Origin of the sequence: Companilactobacillus zhachilii (genome assembly GCF_003606365.2) — a bacterium.
Lineage (GTDB): Bacteria > Bacillota > Bacilli > Lactobacillales > Lactobacillaceae > Companilactobacillus > Companilactobacillus zhachilii.
Map to the genome: position 1 here is coordinate 1,691,977 of NZ_CP031933.2, position 17,342 is coordinate 1,709,318.

Genomic DNA, 17,342 nt, shown 5'->3' on the forward strand with positions numbered 1-17,342 from the left:
AACCTTCTTCTTCAGATTTATCAAATAGAGCCAATGCAAGTATTTTACCAGATTTTCTATTATCTACAAGGTTCCGCCTCCAGTAACAAGCAAATTAGAGCGCTATGGGGACCGACTTGAGCCAAAAAGCGGTCTCAAGTCTCGATTTTGAACCTCGCAAAGTACGCGAGTTTCAAAACTCGTCCCGTGGTGTAAGTGCCAAAGCACTAACACCACCTGCACAGCGCTCTAATTTGCTTGTTCCTTCTGGCTCTTATATACATTATTTTATTAATAAATAACAAATACTTTTAACTAATTTAGTATAAATGAATAGGAATTTTGAAGCTATTCCGCGACTAAGTGCAACGTAATAGTTATAGTGTCTGAACATTCTTGATAGTTTAATCTTGTCTATTAATTAAATTATCCTATTTTAGAATACTTAAGCAATCCATGGAAAAATTTAGTTCAAAAAACTAGTCGGAAGAACCGAGAAGTAATTACTGGCAGTGAAAGTGGCGTTAGGCCGAGTGAATTCCTCGACCATACACCACCGGGCGTGTTTGGAGACTCGCCGCTTTTGCGAGGCTTCAAACCGAGGTATGAGACCTTGGCTCATACCGGTCCGCACAGCCTGTAATTATTTCTCGATTCTGGAGACGGCATGCTACCCATAAAAAAAAAGAAAGCGCTATTCAGCACTTTCTTCCTCTTCTTTAATGGTAATATTGACAGCTTGTGGTCCCTTATAACCGGGCGCAACTTCATAGCTAACCGTCAAACCGTTCTTGATGAAATAGTCATCACGGTTCAACACTGAGTCAGCAAAGAAGAAAATATCCTCGCCATCGTTACTAATAAAACCAAAGCCACGATCATTATTAAATCTTACAATTTTTCCGGTAAACATTTAGTCACCTATCCTATTTTTCATCAAAGCCATCTGTCATTGTTTCTGGATACTCTGCAGCAACAATTTTAGCACATCTAGCACAGAATGTTGGATAATTTTCATCACTACCGACATCTGTCTTGATCATACGACATCTTTGACAAACATCGCCTTCAGCTTTTTCAACTAATACATCAGCAAGTTCATACTTGTCAGCACCGTCTAAATCAGCATCAGTTAAGGCAAATTGTGACACGATCAATAATTGACCAAAGTTACTATTGATTTTATCAAGAACGGCCTTCAAATCTGCACTTGGTTTAACAGTTACTTTAGCTTCAAGTGACTTACCAATCAACTTATCAGCACGGGCAACTTCAAGTGACTTCAAGACGTTATCTCTAAAGTCCATGAAGACTGACCAGTCTTTTTCAATTTCAGCTTGATCAGCAATTTCTTCAACCTTAGGCATTTCTGCTAGTTGTACGAAATCTTCTGGTTCCTTCAAGTATTCCCAAACTTGTTCCATAGTATGAGGCAAGATTGGGGTCAATAACTTAGCTAATTTAACAGCAACGTTATAAATAACAGTTTGCATTGAACGACGTGCATGTGAATCTTCAGCATCAATGTAAACGACATCTTTAGCAAAATCTAAGTAGAATGTTGACATTTCATTAACGATGAAACTAACAACGTCTTTTGATACGTCAGCAAAGTCATACTTATCATAGTCAGCTAGAACTTCTTTAACGAGGTCATTTAACTTAACAGTTACGTACTTGTCTTCTGGACGAAGGTCATTGTATGCAACAGCATTAGTCTTAGGATCAAAGTCAGTTGTATTAGCTAACATAAATCTGATGGTATTTCTAATCTTACGATATGTTTCAGAAACTTGTTTGAATGAGTCCACTGAAACAGAAACGTCAGAACTTGAATCAACTGAAGCAACCCAGAGACGAATAATTTCAGCACCGAATTGTCTTTCGATATCGCTAGGAGCAATAACATTACCAAGTGATTTACTCATCTTAACGCCGTTCTTATCAAGGGTGAATCCTTGTGAAAGAATAGCTTTATAAGGTGCAACACCATAAGCAGCAACTGAAGTTACAAGCATTGAGTTGAACCAACCACGATATTGGTCAGAACCTTCAAGAATCAAGTCAGCTGGGAATGTTAAGTTGTCACGAGTCTTGGCAACACCTGAATGCGCTGTCCCAGAGTCGAACCAAACATCCAAGATATCTGTTTCCTTAGTAAATTTACCATTGGGACTACCTGGATATGTAAAGCCTTCTGGTAGAAGATCCTTAGCATCACGTTCAGCCCAAACGTTTGAACCATATTTACCGAATAAGTCAGCAACATGATCAATTGTCTCTTTAGTCATGATTGGATCGCCATTTTCAGCATAGAAAATTGGTAGTGGAACACCCCAAGCACGTTGTCTTGAAATTACCCAGTCACCACGATCACGAATCATGTTGTAAAGACGAGTTTTACCCCAGTCAGGCATGAAGTCGATTTTTTCGATTTCATCAAGAATTTGTTGTCTGAACTTGTCGATTGATGCAAACCATTGTGGTGTAGCACGGAAAATAACTGGTTTCTTTGTACGCCAATCATGTGGATAACTGTGAGTGAAGAAACTTAGTTTCAAAAGTGAACCATTTTCTTTCATTCTGTCAGCAATGATCTTATTAGCATCATCATAGAAGACACCTTCATATTCAGGTACTTCATCAGTAAACTTACCTTGAGCATCGATTGGTGAGAAGATTGGTAATTTGTATTTCATACCAACAACAAAGTCATCAGCACCAAATCCAGGGGCTGTATGAACTAAACCAGTACCATCATCAAGTGTAACGTGGTTACCAAGAATCAAGAGTGATTCACGGTCATAGAAAGGATGTGTAGCTGTGAGGCCTTCAAGATCACGACCTTGAATCGTCTTAATAACTTCAACATTTTCCCAACCTAATTGTTCTTGAACGTATTGCAATCTTTCTTGAGCAACAACGTATTTCTTACCGTCAGCATTAACTTCGCTATAAATGAACTTAGGGTTCACACAGATAGCTTCGTTTGATGGGATTGTCCATGGAGTAGTTGTCCAAATAATGAATGAAGCATCTTGATCAACAACACCTTTACCATCACGTACTTTGAAAGCAACAAAAATTGATGGTGACTTAATATCTTTATATTCAACTTCGGCTTCAGCTAAAGTAGATTCTGAAGATGGTGACCAGTAAACTGGCTTCTTACCACGGTAAATGTAACCTTTATCAACCATTTCACCAAAAACTTCTACTTCAGCTTTTTCAAATTCTGGTTGGTAAGTAATGTATGGGTGATCCCAATCTGCAGAAATTCCCAAACGTTTGAATCCTGCCATTTGTTTCTTAATTTCACCTTGGGCAAATTCAAAACATAACTTACGATAATCAGAAAGGCTCATTTCCTTACGTTTAACACCTTTTTTAGCAAGTTGTTGTTCGATTGGAAGACCATGAGTATCCCAACCAGGTACGTAAGGTGCACGGAAACCATTCATTGATTTATAACGAACGATAATATCCTTTGAGATCTTATTTAAAGCATGTCCCATATGGATATCACCATTAGCAAATGGAGGGCCATCTAGTAGTTCAAAAGTTGGCTTACCTTCATTTAATTTTTGACGACGTTCATAAAGTTTATTTTCTTCCCAAGCTTTTTGCCATTCAGCTTCTTTGGTAGGTAAACTACCACGCATTGGAAATTTAGTTTTACCTAAATTTAAAGTATCTTTTACTCGCATTCTTTCACCCCTTCTAAAATAAAAAAAACTCATCCAATTACTAGGACGAGTTCTCGCTATACCACCTATTGGTAAATTACATAAATTGTCTAAGAGCTGATATACCCGAAATTATTTTTACTAGTCTCACACCATACACTAGCTCGCTGAAAAAATATCTTTTAAGGCACGTGGTCTCTTATTCTTTTTTAGAATTATCATTGTCGGTATCATCTTTAAAATTGAACGTTGGTTCATTTTGTTGATGATTGATCGTGTAAGATTCATCCGGCTGATCATTCTGAATATTGTCATTATAATTCATTTGCTCGGAATTGAAAACCGAATTTTGGTCATTTTCATAATCTTGTTGATTATTTGGTTGATCAGCTTGATAATTTGGGTCCATTTGTGAGTTTGTCTGGTCGCCAACTTCTTGTTTAAGTTTATCGGTAGATGTACCGTCATTAAGTTTTGACCACTCTGGACTGTCGACCATATCTAACTGTTGCTTCAACATTCCCTGTAACCCTTGACGGAAGGAATTGACACTCCGCTTCAAGTTGTCAGTTTCAATCGTGACTTGACGAGCACGCTCAGAAGCATCTTGCAAGATTTGATTAGATTTTTCAGTCGATTGATTCAATAAATCACGAGCTTTTTTTTGTGATTCTTCGACAATAATTTGTGCTTCTTGCTCAGATTCAGTTTTAACTTTTTCAGCCGCTTCTTGCGCAACTAAAATCGATTGATTCAAAGCATCTTTCATATCAGTAAAGTATTTCAACTGTTCTGAAGTTTCTTTAAGTTCTTTTTCTAATTGCGCATTTTTTTGCAATGCCAAATTATAGTCTTGAGCTGCTTGCTTCAGAAAGCTGTCAACTTGGTCGCGGTCATAGCCTCGAAATTTACTATCAAATTCTTTATCATGTATTTCTACTGGTGATAATACCATAACGTCACGCCCCTACTATTTCTTAATGATATTGACCGAAAGTAAGTATTTTTTATTCTTTGATCGACCCATAATATCATTAATTCTTATTCGGCCATAGCCTCTGGTACTTAGTGTATCAGTAATTGTAATAAATGAGCTAGCATTTTTATTCACAACCCAATTAATCTGGACTTTACCATGTTCAACTAATGCTTTCGCATTTTGTCGTGATAGATCATATACATCTGAAATAATCGTGTCCAAACGTAATGATTGAACAGTGATTGTCTCATCAGTCGACTCATCTTTTGGTAATAGCAAATCATTGAAGCTCTTCGCAATTAAATGAATCTTATATGGCCCAATTTTTTTAACTTGGTCTTCAATGTAATCACTCATTGACTCAAAAACAAAAAATTGCCAATTTTCGCCATCGGTAATAATGTCTCCAAAACGGTCACGTTCAACGCCTGATCCCGTTAAGGAGCCTAATATTTGACCGTGATGCAAATTAGCAAATTTTTCTGGATAACGAATCTCATACATTGCGATTCCATAATCCGACTCTTTGGGTACAAAATAGTCAGGAGCAATTATTCCCCTGACTCGTTCTGCACCATCATAACCACCAAAGTAGTGAACGAACAAATCGTCATATTTATTGATCAAGTTATTTAAAATCGTCTGTTCACGCAGATTCAAAAAATCAGTGAGTTGTGGAGTGTACATTGTTTGAGCTTTTAGTAAAATATCGCTTACTTTATCAATGAACGTTTTCTCTTCTGGACGGAAAAAACCTCCACCAATGATTGTTTTTTTATCATCCATATTTAGATTATTAAGAATACCGCTTTCTGCAATAATTGAATTACGATAAGTGCAATTATTGGAGAGAAATCAAGAAAACCTATACTTGTTGGTATAATTTTTCTGATTAGATTTAAGAATGGTGCCACCAATGCAACGATGAACCTTCCAAAAGCTGAATTGTATAGTGAAGGTATAAAGGATAACAAACAGTATACAAAAATTATGAATTCATACAATTGAAAAGCCATGCTGATGATAAATGGCAAGCCACTTAAAATTCGATCCATATCTTTCCTCGACTTTATTCGTTTATATCTGGTATGCTTCCATCAATTTCAAACTTAGGTGGTGTACAAAGAAAGATTTTTTCTCCAACACGTTTAATTTCACCATTTAAGGCAAAGATAGTACCTGTTAAAAAGTCTACGATTCTCTTCGATTGTGCATCATTGACATTATTAAAATTAACAATTACAGCTTTATTATTCAAAAGTTGCTTGGCAATAACTTTTGCATCTGAGTAAACTCTTGGTTGATAAATTGCAATTTTACTACTTGATTTAGTCCTTGCCTCACTAGCTGTACTCATTGATACTACCTTTTCATTATTTGAATAATTTGATTTAGGTTGTTCAGTATTAGTTTGACCAACGGCTTTTTCTTCAAAGTCCTCATCATCATTAATACCAAAGAAACTGCCTAATTTTTCAAATGCCATCAGAAAATCTCCTTTTATTTATTATTACGACGTTTAAAAATTGGAGGAGTTGAGTCATCATCGTCGTCACTTAAATCAATTGTTTCTGGTTTTTGGAAAATTTCAAAATCGCCCTTTTCGCCAGAAGTGTTCTTTGACTTAGATGCTTCACGATTGATGTCCCAGTCGGCCAATGGGTCATTAGATGGTTGTTGTGTAGGCTTTGGTTGTGCAGTTTCACTGCCATCAGCCTTTTTATTATTATCTAATGTTGCACGAGGGTTGTTAAGTGGACGTCTAGATGGTTCACGTTTCTTGCTCTCTTCACTTTCAACACCCGTAGCAATAACGGTAACTTTAACTTGGTCACCCAAAGTATCATCAATTGAAGTACCAAAGATAATATTAACATCAGATGTAGCTTGTTCGGAAACAATTTGCGCTGCATCTTGAGCTTCAAATAGTGACAAGTCTGGGCCACCGGTAATGTTAAGAAGAACTTGTTTAGCACCATCGATTGAAACTTCAAGTAATGGTGATGAAATAGCCTTCTTAGTAGCTTCAGTAATTCTGTTCTCGCCGTTAGCTTGACCAATACCCATAAGAGCTGAGCCTTGATCTGACATAACTGTTTTAACATCGGCAAAATCCAAGTTAACGAATCCTGGTGATGTAATCAAATCAGAAATACTTTGAACACCTTGACGTAAAACATCATCAGCAATACTGAATGCTTCACTCATTGGTGTCTTCTTATCAACGATTTCAAGTAATTTACTATTTGAAATTAAGACTAGTGTATCAACGTCTTTTTTCAATTCAGTAATACCATCAGCGGCAAAGCGTGAACGTTTTGCACCTTCAAATGCGAAAGGACGTGTCACAACACCAACTGTTAGGGCACCACTTTCTTTAGCAATATTAGCAACGATAGGAGCAGCACCTGTACCAGTACCACCACCCATTCCGGCTGTTACGAAGATCATATCAGCGCCTTCAAGGGCTTCTTTAATGGCTTCTTCACTTTCTTGAGCAGCTTTTTGTCCAACCTCAGGGTTTGAACCGGCACCTAGACCACGTGTCAATTTAGGTCCTAACTGAATTTTTGTTTCAGCATTTGAATTTTCTAGAGCTTGAACATCAGTATTAGCGGCAATAAATTGTACGCCTTTGATTCCTGCTTCTACCATTCGATTGACAGCGTTGCCACCGGCACCACCGACACCGATAACTTTGATTACCGCTCCCTTATTTTGGGTAGAGTCTAAAGTATATTCCATTAAGGAGTTCCTCCTATATAAATCATTTATTATTTATTGTTAATCAAAAAATTTGCTCCAAAAGTCTTTGAATTTCGACATTTTTTTACCCTTATCGGGTGTCGTCTCATCTTCAGTTGGTTGGTCCTCTTGGTCCATTGGCTCAGGTTGTTTTCTTTGTGGCTGTGGTTGTGGATCAGCTGCAACCTGAGGTTGTGGTCGACTGCCGCGGTCAACAGTTGCTCCATTGACAACATTGTCAGCAATCACTCCAATATCATTTAATCGTGAAGCATAAGTAACCAAGCCCAGTCCCAATGAATACGATGGATAACGCATACCCATCTGTGTTGGAACATAGCTTCGTACTTTGACATCAAAAATCTTTCTAGCCAAGTCTTCCACATTAGGTGTAGCTGCTACCCCACCGGTCAATACAATTCCACCCGGCAAAGATAAGGCTCCTGCATCCTCTAATGGTGCTTGTAATCTAGTAAAGATTTGATTGAGTCGTGCTTCAATAATTTCAGCTAAATATTCTTCTGAAATCATTGTTGGTTCGTTCTTACCGACAACTTCAACGCTAATATTTTCATCAGTCGCTGATTTATCAGCAGAAGCGTTACCGTAATAAAGTTTCAATTGATTGGCGTTTTCCACCGTTGTATTCAATACAACGGAGATATCATGCGTTACATAGTCGCCACCTTCAAAATCGACAGTTGATAATTTTAAGTTGTGATCGTGCACAACTGAAGCGGTCGTTTGACCAGCTCCCATATCAATAATTACAGCACCAAAGTCACTTTCGCCGTCGTTTAAGACAACTTGACTTAACGCCATTGGAGAAATAACTTTATGAATAATGTTTAGGCCAGCCTTTTGGATAGCCTTCTTCGTATTATGTACGATTGTTTTTGGTGCTGTATACAAAATTCCCGACATCTCTAGACGGACACCGATCATTCCACGGGGATCTCGAATATTATTAAATCCATCAACGGAAAATTGCTTAGGTATTAGAGAAACAACTTCTCTCTCACTAGGTAAGTTTTGCACCATAGCAGCCAGCATAACTTGTCTGACATCATTTTCATTGATTTCCTTCGATTGAGATCCGACCGCAATCATACCTTGACATTTCTCAATCTGTAACATGTTAGCCGATATACCGACTACAACGTCACGAATGGAGATATTTGCTTGTGTTTCGGCCTTCTTGATGGCTCTTCTAATAGCGTTTGCCGCTTTGTCTATGTCGACTATAACGCCACGGCTTACACCTTCTGATCGTTCGCTTCCTACGCCGACAATGCTTAACCTGTCATCAGACGATTCAGCAACAACTACTTTTATCGAATTTGTGCCAATATCAAGACCTACAAAAAATTCAGAATTGTCCATTAATCGTGGCAGCCTCCCTTACCTAGAAAAAATCTATTCACTAAAAAATTTTAACACAAATATGATTATATTAAACCTATTTCTTACCTTTAAAGGGATAAGAATAGGCTCCAATCTCCAAATCTATAACGCCCTTCTTTTTCATTTGCGCAGCCATTCCCGGATAATACTTCAATTTCGACTTGACAGTACGCATATCGGCAACCACTTTGTTACCATCATTCATATCAATTTTAATACGATATGGGTTTAATTTGGTTGGTGCGTTATAAAATTCGGATACGTTCGTCTTAACGTTACTAGGCAAATTTGCGTATATGTTCGACATTTGTTTCAAACGACTCTTACTAAATCCACTATATGTCGGATAATTTCCAATTGGTGAGCTCATCTTTTGCTTCAGAATTTGACCGTTATCAATAATTCGATAATAACCACCGTTCTTAGAAATGAATCCCAAGGTTGGACGCTCTTGCACGTTGATTGTTAAATCACGTAAATTATGTGTTCGAAACGAAATAGACTTAATTGATGGTAGTTTTTTTTCAGTTTTTTCAGAAATTGATTTGTGATGCAGTAATACATTGAACAGTGTCGAATTATCATCAATCTTTGTTGCATCGATCACTTGTTGCGCACCAAGATCGTTAACACCCTTAACATTGATATTACGAACTTTACTCAACGACGAACCAAAATAAGCAATCAATACTATGACAAAAACTATTATAAAAATCAGACTATTTTTACTTATTCTAATCCTTTTCTTCAACACTATTAATCCTCATATTACTTATTTACTAAGTCCGTTAATACTTTTATCAAACGATCAGCGGCGTCTGGAACTCCAATATGTTTGGAATTTTCAGACATTTTTTCCTGAACCTTGTTATCACTCATGATTTCGTTAACTTCTTTGAACAGTGAATCAGGAGTAAGTTCTCCTTCAGGAATTAACTTAGCTGCTCCAACCTTCGATACAGACATAGCATTTTTAGTTTGATGATCATGCGTTACGTAAGGACTTGGAATAAAGATGGCTGGAATGCCTAAGGCAGTAATCTCAGCAATACTTGTTGCGCCGCTACGTCCCACAATCAGTTTAATGTCAGGTAAAATTTCTGGCATATTATCAATATATGGTAATACAGCAATATTTGCACTATTTAAATACTTAGAATCAATTAATTTAACAACATTGTCATAATGAACTCGTCCTGTAACGAACAAAACTTGATAATCAGCTTGTACAAAACGATCCATCGTTTCAATTGTCGCTTGATTAATCGGCTTAGCTCCACGTGAACCACCAAAAATCATCACTGTATCTTTATCGGGAGATAACTTAAATTCTTTCAAACGGTCATTTTTTTGAATATTAACAACTTCTTGGGCTCGGGGGTTACCGGTGAAAACAATTTTCTTCTTTTCACTAAACTGATCAGTTGCTTCAGTAAAAGCCACAGCAATCTTATCGACAAAATGTCCTAAGAATTTATTTGTCACGCCGGCAATGGTATTTTGCTCGTGAATGACAGTCGGTATATGCATTGAATGTGCCGCATAAACAACCGCACTGGAAACATAACCACCAGTACCAATAACGATATCTGGTCTAAACTCTTTAATAATTTTGCGTGATTTGCGAATACTGGATAAGAATAATTGGACAGTTTTAACATTTTCCAATGTCAAACGACGCTTGAAACCTTGAATCTCAATCGTCTTAAAATTCAAGCCCGCATTCTTCACTATTTTGCTTTCTAAGCCTTTTTCGGTCCCCACGTAAAGAACATCATCAATCAAATCGCGTTCCTTGAGACGCTTAATTAAGGCCATTGCTGGATAGATATGGCCTCCGGTTCCACCACCAGAGACAATTACGCGCATTTTTGTCATTTATTTAACGTCTCCCTTTAAAGTTTCGACCTCTTGAATAAATTGATCACCACGTTCTTCAAAGGTATGGAATTGATCCCAACTAGCAGCTGCTGGAGATAGTAAGATAACATCCCCATCGTCGCTTTGTTTATAAGCCTCTGGAACGGCTTCAGTCAAGTTATCAACTTTAACGATATTGTCAATATCAGCCTTTTTAGCAGATGAAATCAACTTGTCAGCCGTTTGACCATAAACAACTAAATTGTGAACTTTTCCCTTCAACGAAGGAACCAATTCGTCAAATCCATTACCACGATCAAGTCCACCTGCAATTAAAGTAATTGGAGCCTTGAATGCTGTCAATGCTACGATGGTAGCTTCTACATTGGTTGCTTTAGAATCATTATAGAATTTATGTCCACCAAAAGTATCGACATATTGGATTCTATGCCTGACACCTCTAAATGATGATAATACTTCAATGATATCTTCATTTTTAACATCGAATAACTTAGCTACAGTAATGGCGGCCAAAGCATTTTGAACGTTATGTTCACCGGGGATTTGAATCTCATCGGCTGTCATGATCTTTTCACCATTACAGTAAAGAACATCATCTTTAACATATGCTCCATGTTCTAATTCTTGATTATCAGAAAATGGCAAGATCTGTGCATTTGACTGTTTAGCTAAATCACGCCATTCTTCAGTATTGTAATTGATAACAAAGTAATCATCCGCTGTTTGGTTCTTAGTAATATGCATCTTAGCTTTAATGTAATTAGAACGGGTCTTATGAAAATCCAAATGGGTTGAATAAATATTGTTCAACACTGCCACATGTGGATGGAGATCAATCGTTCCTTGAAGTTGAAAACTGGACAACTCAGTAACGACAACATCATCTTTAGTAGCTTTTTGAATCACATCTGAAATTGGAATACCGATATTACCAGCATAATAGGAATTCTTAAACTTAGGTGAATGTTTCAACATTAGTTGAATCAAAGTTGTAACAGTAGTTTTCCCATTTGTACCCGTGACACCTACCATTGTGGCATCTGCATAACTATAGGCAATTTCTGGTTCAGTAATAACTGGAATCTCCAACTTTTCAGCTTGTTGAATCAGTTCATTTGAATAAAAAATACCGGGGTTCTTAACTAGGTAATCGTATGAATCATCAATCAAACTAGCATCATTACTACCAGTGATAACCTTAAAACCGGCATCAATCAAAGCTTGTGCTTCGGTATTTCCCTCTAGTGGATTCGAGTCAACAACTGTGACCTCTGAACCCATCTTTTTTAATAATTTGGCTACAGCAAAGCCACTTTTAGCTAAACCTAGAACTAAGATCTTTTTATTTGAATAATTACTCTTTGTTTTCATTGCTATCTTTTACTTCCTATACGAATAAAATTAAATAAATTGCTGAACAAATGGCACCAATAATCCAAAAGACAATGTCGATCTTCCACTCAGTCCATCCCATCATCTCAAAATGATGATGAATTGGTGTCATCTTGAAAATACGACGATGGAAAACTTTGAATGAAAAGACTTGTAACATAACACTCAATGTTTCAACCACATAAACAAGACCAATCAATAGTAATGACCAGTAACGTCCAAGTAAGATTGAAATTGCTGCCAAACCAGCACCAAGTGCTAGTGAACCAACATCACCCATAAAAATTTTGGCTGGTTTGTGGTTATAAATTAAGAATGCTAATAGTGCACCCACGACTGAGAAACAGACGATAGCTAAATCAAAACGATTTTGATTCAAAGAAATAATTCCGTAGGTTGCGTATGAAATTGCTCCTAAACCACCTAATAGACCATCAAGTCCATCTGTTAAATTCGTCGCATTTGAAAAACCAACGAGCCAAAAAATTGTAAACAGTATGAAAACCACTGCCGAGTTGATTGACAATACCCCTGGAATGGTAAAGTTCATTGGAAATTGGTCGCCGTTATAAACGTATAAGAAAATGATACCGACAACGATTTGAAGTAAAGCTTTTTGATAAGCTCGTAAACCAAGATTTCGTTTCTTAAATACTTTAATAAAATCATCAATAAAACCAATGCAACCGTATAAAACAATGACAAAGGTCGTAATTAATAGTGAATGCGTCAATTGACCTTGCCAAAGGCCAACCCAAATATCAGTGATCAAGGTGGCTACAATAATCAGCAAACCACCCATCGTTGGTGTTCCTGATTTCTTTTCGTGCCACTTTGGACCTTCCTCACGAATAGATTGTCCTTCTTTATGTGCAACCAGATAACCAATTAAAAATGGCATTAAAATGGCCACGATTGCAAAAGAGCTAACTATGTCGAAAATAATATGACTAAATTCCATGAAAATCCCCTTAATTATTTATTTTTCAATGTAACTATAATTTTACCACTCCCATTTATCACATGACCAGACTTGACCGACTGTTTAACGACATATCCGTCACCTTTTGTGGTAACTTGCTTGCCGGTTATTTCAGCAAATTTCAAGACATCATTCTTCGACCAACCTGTCAAATCGGGCATTGTCATAGCTCCATTGGTCAATAGGACGATTCTTTGATCAGGCATAACTTTTTCACCACTGGCTGGTAATTGTTGTACGACCTTGTTACCAGTACCAATAACACCTGATTGAAGATCAAGATCTTTGATTCTTGCGAGTGAGTCGTTGGTTGATTTGTCCAACAAACTTGGGATGCTGACATACTGACTGCCAGCTTCAGTAGCTTTGGTAGGAGATTTACCTTGGTTGACTAATCTCTTAACTAACGGATTGAAAACTTCAGAAAGTATTCTTTCGGGAGCTTCAGTCATTTTTTGTGGTTGTTTCATCGTTACATAAACAATGTAATTAGGGTCATTATAAGGAATCATCCCTGCGACTGAAAAAATATAGTTATTTGAGCCTGTTAAATAACCACCAGCAGGCGAGGCAATCTGGGCAGTACCAGTCTTTACTCCAACCTTAACTCCAGGCACATTATAAACCATACCAGTACCATAATTCTCTGTAACAACTTTACGCATTGCCTTTTGAACTGCTTTAGCGGTACTTGCTTTTATCGGTTGACCAACAACTTCACGTTTATATGTTTTCGTTGTTTTTCCGGTATTTGGATTCACAACTTTTTTAATGATTTGTGGTTTGATCATCTTACCGCCATTAGCAATTGCCGAAAAAGCTTGTAACATTTGAATCGTATTAACATTGACACTTTGTCCAAAGGACGTCATCGCTTGATCACTCAAATGTTCATAAGAAATATTTCCCGCAACTTCGCCAGGTAATTCAATCCCCGTTTTGTCACCGATACGGAATCTCTTCATGTATTTCATCCAAGTTTTAGCACCCATTTGTTCTTCAAGCTTAACCATACCAACGTTTGATGATCGAGTGAATGCTTCAGAAAGTGGAATGTAACCCCAACCTGCGGTATTCCAGTCACCAATTGTTCGACCACCAACTTCAACTGTTCCTGACTTATACAGCTCATCAGGATTATAGTTACCTGAATCAATTGATGCTGATAATGTCAAAATTTTCATAACGGAACCAGGTTCAAATTGGTCTTCCACTAATGTATCACGCCAACTAGTATCAAGGCCTTTACCGGTCGTTGGATTAAAGGTTGGGCGTTGTGTGGCCGCTTCAATTGCGCCAGTTTTAGCATTCATTACTAAAATCTGTAAGTCTTTTGGTTCATACTTTTCATCGATATTTTGAGCCAAAATCTCAGTATACTGTTGAATCTTACTATTCAATGTTAAATAAACATTAGAACCATCAGCTGAACTCTTTTCAATTACTTGTGAATCTGGTAATTCATTTCCGCTATTATCAACTTTAGTGATTTTTTTACCATCACGTCCGGCCAAAATCTTATTGAAATATTTTTCAATTCCCATCACACCACTAATATTACTATTTTGATCATTAGCATTATTAGCTTGGGTGAAGCCAACTAAATTAGTTGCAAAGACCCCATTTGGATAAGATCTTGATGGCAATTCAACGAAATGGATCCCAGGAAGTTTTTGAGCTGCAATCTTTCGTTTGATTTCAATCGACAGACCACGACCAGATGGTCCAAATTCAACTTGATATTGTTTTTTATTTTTTGGTGACAAATACTGACGTAATTGCTTAGCTGATAAAGGCAAATACTTACTTAAAATTCGAGCTGTCTTTTCACGATCGACAACATAATCAGGTTTACCAGCCATCGTTTTCGACTTTTTCGAAACAATTGCGTAAATATTGTAAATTGTGGAGTCACCAGCAATCATATCGCCGTTGACATCCAAAATATCGCCACGCTTGGCATTAACTTTATCTACATTTTCATACTTTTGTTTAGTCCTTTGTTCCAAATTAACGCCATCATATTGCTTACTCATGGAAATATAAGCAAATCTTTGGATAAAAAGGATAAAAGAAAAGGCAGTCGCAATCAAAATTACCATACCAACAATATAATGATTGCGTCTTGCCTTATTTTTAAATAATTTTCTGAACTTACTCATTTTGAAATGTTCCTTACATTGTTGTCACTCATTTTCAAATTATGCTTTTTTGCAAAAGAAGAAAAACGATCAAAACTAGTTAATTCAGAAATCTCTTGTCTTAAATTAACGTTGCTCGTGTTTGTTTTGGACACTTGCGTCGTTAGACCGTCCAATCTGTTTTGAGAAGAAGTCATCGAAACCTTAATACTAACCAAAGCAACCATTAATGCCAAGGTCAATAAGCCTAATCCTACAATTGAAAAACTTTCAAATTTGGACAGGGATACACTGCGGGTCTTAGGGGCCGACTGAACTTTAGGTTCAGGTTGGGCTGCAGTTTGATAATCTTGTAAATTTCTAGCAGTACTTTCTTCTCTCATATTCTTAATTCTCCATTATATCTTTTCAACAACACGTAATTTAGCACTATGTGCTCGATTATTTTCAGATAATTCTTCAGTGTTAGGCAATATTGGCTTGCGAGTTATTTGTTTCAAGACGGGTTTTATATCGTCGGGAATAACGGGAAGTCCTCTTGGTAAATCGACATGGGAATTGTCTTTAAAAATATGTTTAACGATACGATCTTCTTTGGATTGAAAAGTTATAACGCTGATTCGGCCTTTTGGAGCTAATAAATCAATTGCTTGTTCAAGTGACCTTTCAAGTGAACCCAATTCATCATTAACTGCAATTCTAATAGCTTGGAAAACACGCTTAGCTGGATGACCACCGGTTCTTCTTGCCGCAGCCGGAATAGCGTTCTTAATAATATCAGCTAATTCCAGTGTTGAAGTAATACGATGTTCAGCTCTTGTTCTCTCAATGGCACGTGCAATTTGTTTAGCAAATTTTTCATCACTATATTTATAGAAAATACTTACTAATTCATTGTAGGACCAATCATTAACGATTTTTTCTGCATCAAGATCTTGTCTTTGATCCATCCGCATATCTAAGCGAGCTTCTTTTTTGTAACTGAAACCACGAACGGCATCATCGAATTGAGGCGATGAAACCCCCAAGTCATAAACAATACCGTCAACTTTCTCTACTCCAAGTTCATTCAAACGTTCTTGCATATTTTCAAAATTGTCACGTATTAATGTTAATGAGTTATCGCCAATAATTTTGGCATCGTTTTGAATACTCTCACCGACTTCAATGGCAGCCTCATCACGATCAAACACATAAAGATGACTATTGTGTACACGACTTAATAGTTCCTTGGTGTGACCACCACGGCCAAAGGTAGCGTCTACATAAATTCCATTGTCATGGGGATTTACTTCGTCAATAGTTTCTTTTAAAAGTACTGTTTTATGTTTATATACATTAGAAGTCAAAGTCTGTCATTTTCTCCGATATTTCTTCAAAATTATCTTCAGCCTCTTGGCTAAATTTATTCCAACGGTCCTCATCCCAAATTTCAATCCGGTCTGAGACACCGACTATTACACAATTTTTAGTTAGTTTAGCGAAATTGACTAAGGAAGACGAAATGTTGATTCTTCCCTGTTTGTCAAATTCCATCTCTGCCGCAGCAGAATAAAAGAAGCGAGTGAATGCCCGAGCATCCTTTTTTGTCAAAGGCAACTTATCAAGTTGAGCCTCCAACTTATCCCATTGTTCAAGGGGATAACCAAAAAGGCAACCGTCCATGCCACGCGTAATAACAAAGCTATCACCCAGCAACTTTCTAAACTTAGCAGGCACGATTATTCGGCCCTTAGTATCAAGTGTGTGATGAAATTCACCCATAAACACGGACAGTTCACCTCGATTCTTTAACACTACTTAATTTACCACAATTCCCCACTTTTAACCACACGATATTTGACAATCAGTCAATTAATGTGAAAGCAGTTACTAATTATACAGTTCAAGCAGTGGGGGATAATTTCAATTTTCGATATAGGCGCTTACAAATATTGCATATTTTGTATATGTGAAGTAACATTTCACTATACATGAATTAGGTGGTGGAAGCTTTGGACGATAAAAAACCTAAGAGCACTTTGACTAAAATTACACAAGTGGTTGTTTGGCTAATGATCTTAGTAACAATTGGCGGTGTAGTTTTAGGTGCCGTAATGAGTTTTATTTAATCTACGTAGATAATTGACACTTTGAATTGGGGACAATTCATG

General features: G+C 37.1%; 17 protein-coding genes. 1 reads left to right on the plus strand and 16 read right to left on the minus strand.

From position 1 onward, the window contains the following. Positions 1-673: 673 nt before the first annotated feature. The 16 genes from D1B17_RS07660 to mraZ form a co-directional block, all read right to left on the minus strand. Entirely contained in the window at positions 674-892 is a 219-nt protein-coding gene (locus D1B17_RS07660) for a cold-shock protein (protein WP_120142250.1), read from the minus strand. A 13-nt stretch (positions 893-905) separates the two neighbouring features. Beyond that, a complete protein-coding gene (gene ileS, locus D1B17_RS07665) occupies positions 906-3,686 on the minus strand; it encodes an isoleucine--tRNA ligase (protein ID WP_120142249.1) in 2,781 nt (926 codons plus the stop codon). A 178-nt stretch (positions 3,687-3,864) separates the two neighbouring features. Continuing rightward, on the minus strand, positions 3,865-4,620 hold the full coding sequence (locus D1B17_RS07670) for a DivIVA domain-containing protein (RefSeq protein WP_120142248.1): 756 nt from the start codon (positions 4,618-4,620) through the stop codon (positions 3,865-3,867). Positions 4,621-4,635: 15 nt separating this feature from the next. Beyond that, entirely contained in the window at positions 4,636-5,430 is a 795-nt protein-coding gene (locus D1B17_RS07675; RefSeq protein WP_120142247.1) for a YlmH family RNA-binding protein, read from the minus strand. A 2-nt stretch (positions 5,431-5,432) separates the two neighbouring features. Next, a complete protein-coding gene (locus D1B17_RS07680) occupies positions 5,433-5,699 on the minus strand; it encodes a YggT family protein (protein WP_120142246.1) in 267 nt (88 codons plus the stop codon). A gap of 14 nt (positions 5,700-5,713) precedes the next feature. Further along, on the minus strand, positions 5,714-6,130 hold the full coding sequence (locus D1B17_RS07685) for a cell division protein SepF (RefSeq protein ID WP_120142245.1): 417 nt from the start codon (positions 6,128-6,130) through the stop codon (positions 5,714-5,716). 14 nt (positions 6,131-6,144) lie between these two features. Then, entirely contained in the window at positions 6,145-7,389 is a 1,245-nt protein-coding gene (gene ftsZ, locus D1B17_RS07690; RefSeq protein ID WP_120142244.1) for a cell division protein FtsZ, read from the minus strand. Positions 7,390-7,428: 39 nt separating this feature from the next. Beyond that, positions 7,429-8,772 carry a cell division protein FtsA gene (ftsA, locus tag D1B17_RS07695; RefSeq protein ID WP_120142243.1) on the minus strand — a complete coding sequence of 448 codons (1,344 nt, stop codon included), beginning with the start codon at positions 8,770-8,772 and terminating at the stop codon, positions 7,429-7,431. Between the two features lie 76 nt (positions 8,773-8,848). Further along, positions 8,849-9,547: a cell division protein FtsQ/DivIB gene (locus D1B17_RS07700; protein WP_120142242.1), complete on the minus strand. Its 699-nt coding sequence runs from the start codon at positions 9,545-9,547 to the stop codon at positions 8,849-8,851. Between the two features lie 14 nt (positions 9,548-9,561). Continuing rightward, a complete protein-coding gene (gene murG / locus D1B17_RS07705) occupies positions 9,562-10,662 on the minus strand; it encodes an undecaprenyldiphospho-muramoylpentapeptide beta-N-acetylglucosaminyltransferase (RefSeq protein ID WP_120144227.1) in 1,101 nt (366 codons plus the stop codon). Between the two features lie 9 nt (positions 10,663-10,671). After that, positions 10,672-12,045, minus strand: a complete 1,374-nt coding sequence (gene murD, locus D1B17_RS07710; protein ID WP_120142241.1) for a UDP-N-acetylmuramoyl-L-alanine--D-glutamate ligase — start codon at positions 12,043-12,045, stop codon at positions 10,672-10,674. 16 nt (positions 12,046-12,061) lie between these two features. Continuing rightward, positions 12,062-13,027: a phospho-N-acetylmuramoyl-pentapeptide-transferase gene (gene mraY, locus D1B17_RS07715; protein ID WP_120142240.1), complete on the minus strand. Its 966-nt coding sequence runs from the start codon at positions 13,025-13,027 to the stop codon at positions 12,062-12,064. Positions 13,028-13,041: 14 nt separating this feature from the next. Beyond that, positions 13,042-15,210, minus strand: a complete 2,169-nt coding sequence (locus D1B17_RS07720; RefSeq protein WP_120142239.1) for a penicillin-binding transpeptidase domain-containing protein — start codon at positions 15,208-15,210, stop codon at positions 13,042-13,044. Beyond that, complete coding sequence (locus tag D1B17_RS07725) at positions 15,207-15,572, minus strand: cell division protein FtsL (RefSeq protein WP_120142238.1); 366 nt, start codon at positions 15,570-15,572, stop codon at positions 15,207-15,209. Before D1B17_RS07725 ends, D1B17_RS07720 begins: the two co-directional genes overlap by 4 nt. A gap of 15 nt (positions 15,573-15,587) precedes the next feature. Then, positions 15,588-16,538, minus strand: coding sequence for a 16S rRNA (cytosine(1402)-N(4))-methyltransferase RsmH (rsmH, locus tag D1B17_RS07730; protein WP_120142237.1), 951 nt, complete (start codon positions 16,536-16,538; stop codon positions 15,588-15,590). Beyond that, positions 16,528-16,959: a division/cell wall cluster transcriptional repressor MraZ gene (mraZ, locus tag D1B17_RS07735; RefSeq protein ID WP_120142236.1), complete on the minus strand. Its 432-nt coding sequence runs from the start codon at positions 16,957-16,959 to the stop codon at positions 16,528-16,530. Before mraZ ends, rsmH begins: the two co-directional genes overlap by 11 nt. 215 nt (positions 16,960-17,174) lie before the next feature. Between mraZ and D1B17_RS07740 the strand changes: the two genes are divergently transcribed. Continuing rightward, positions 17,175-17,300 (plus strand): DUF4044 domain-containing protein, encoded by a 126-nt coding sequence (locus D1B17_RS07740; RefSeq protein ID WP_420022528.1) that lies wholly within the window; start codon positions 17,175-17,177, stop codon positions 17,298-17,300. Positions 17,301-17,342: the final 42 nt, after the last annotated feature.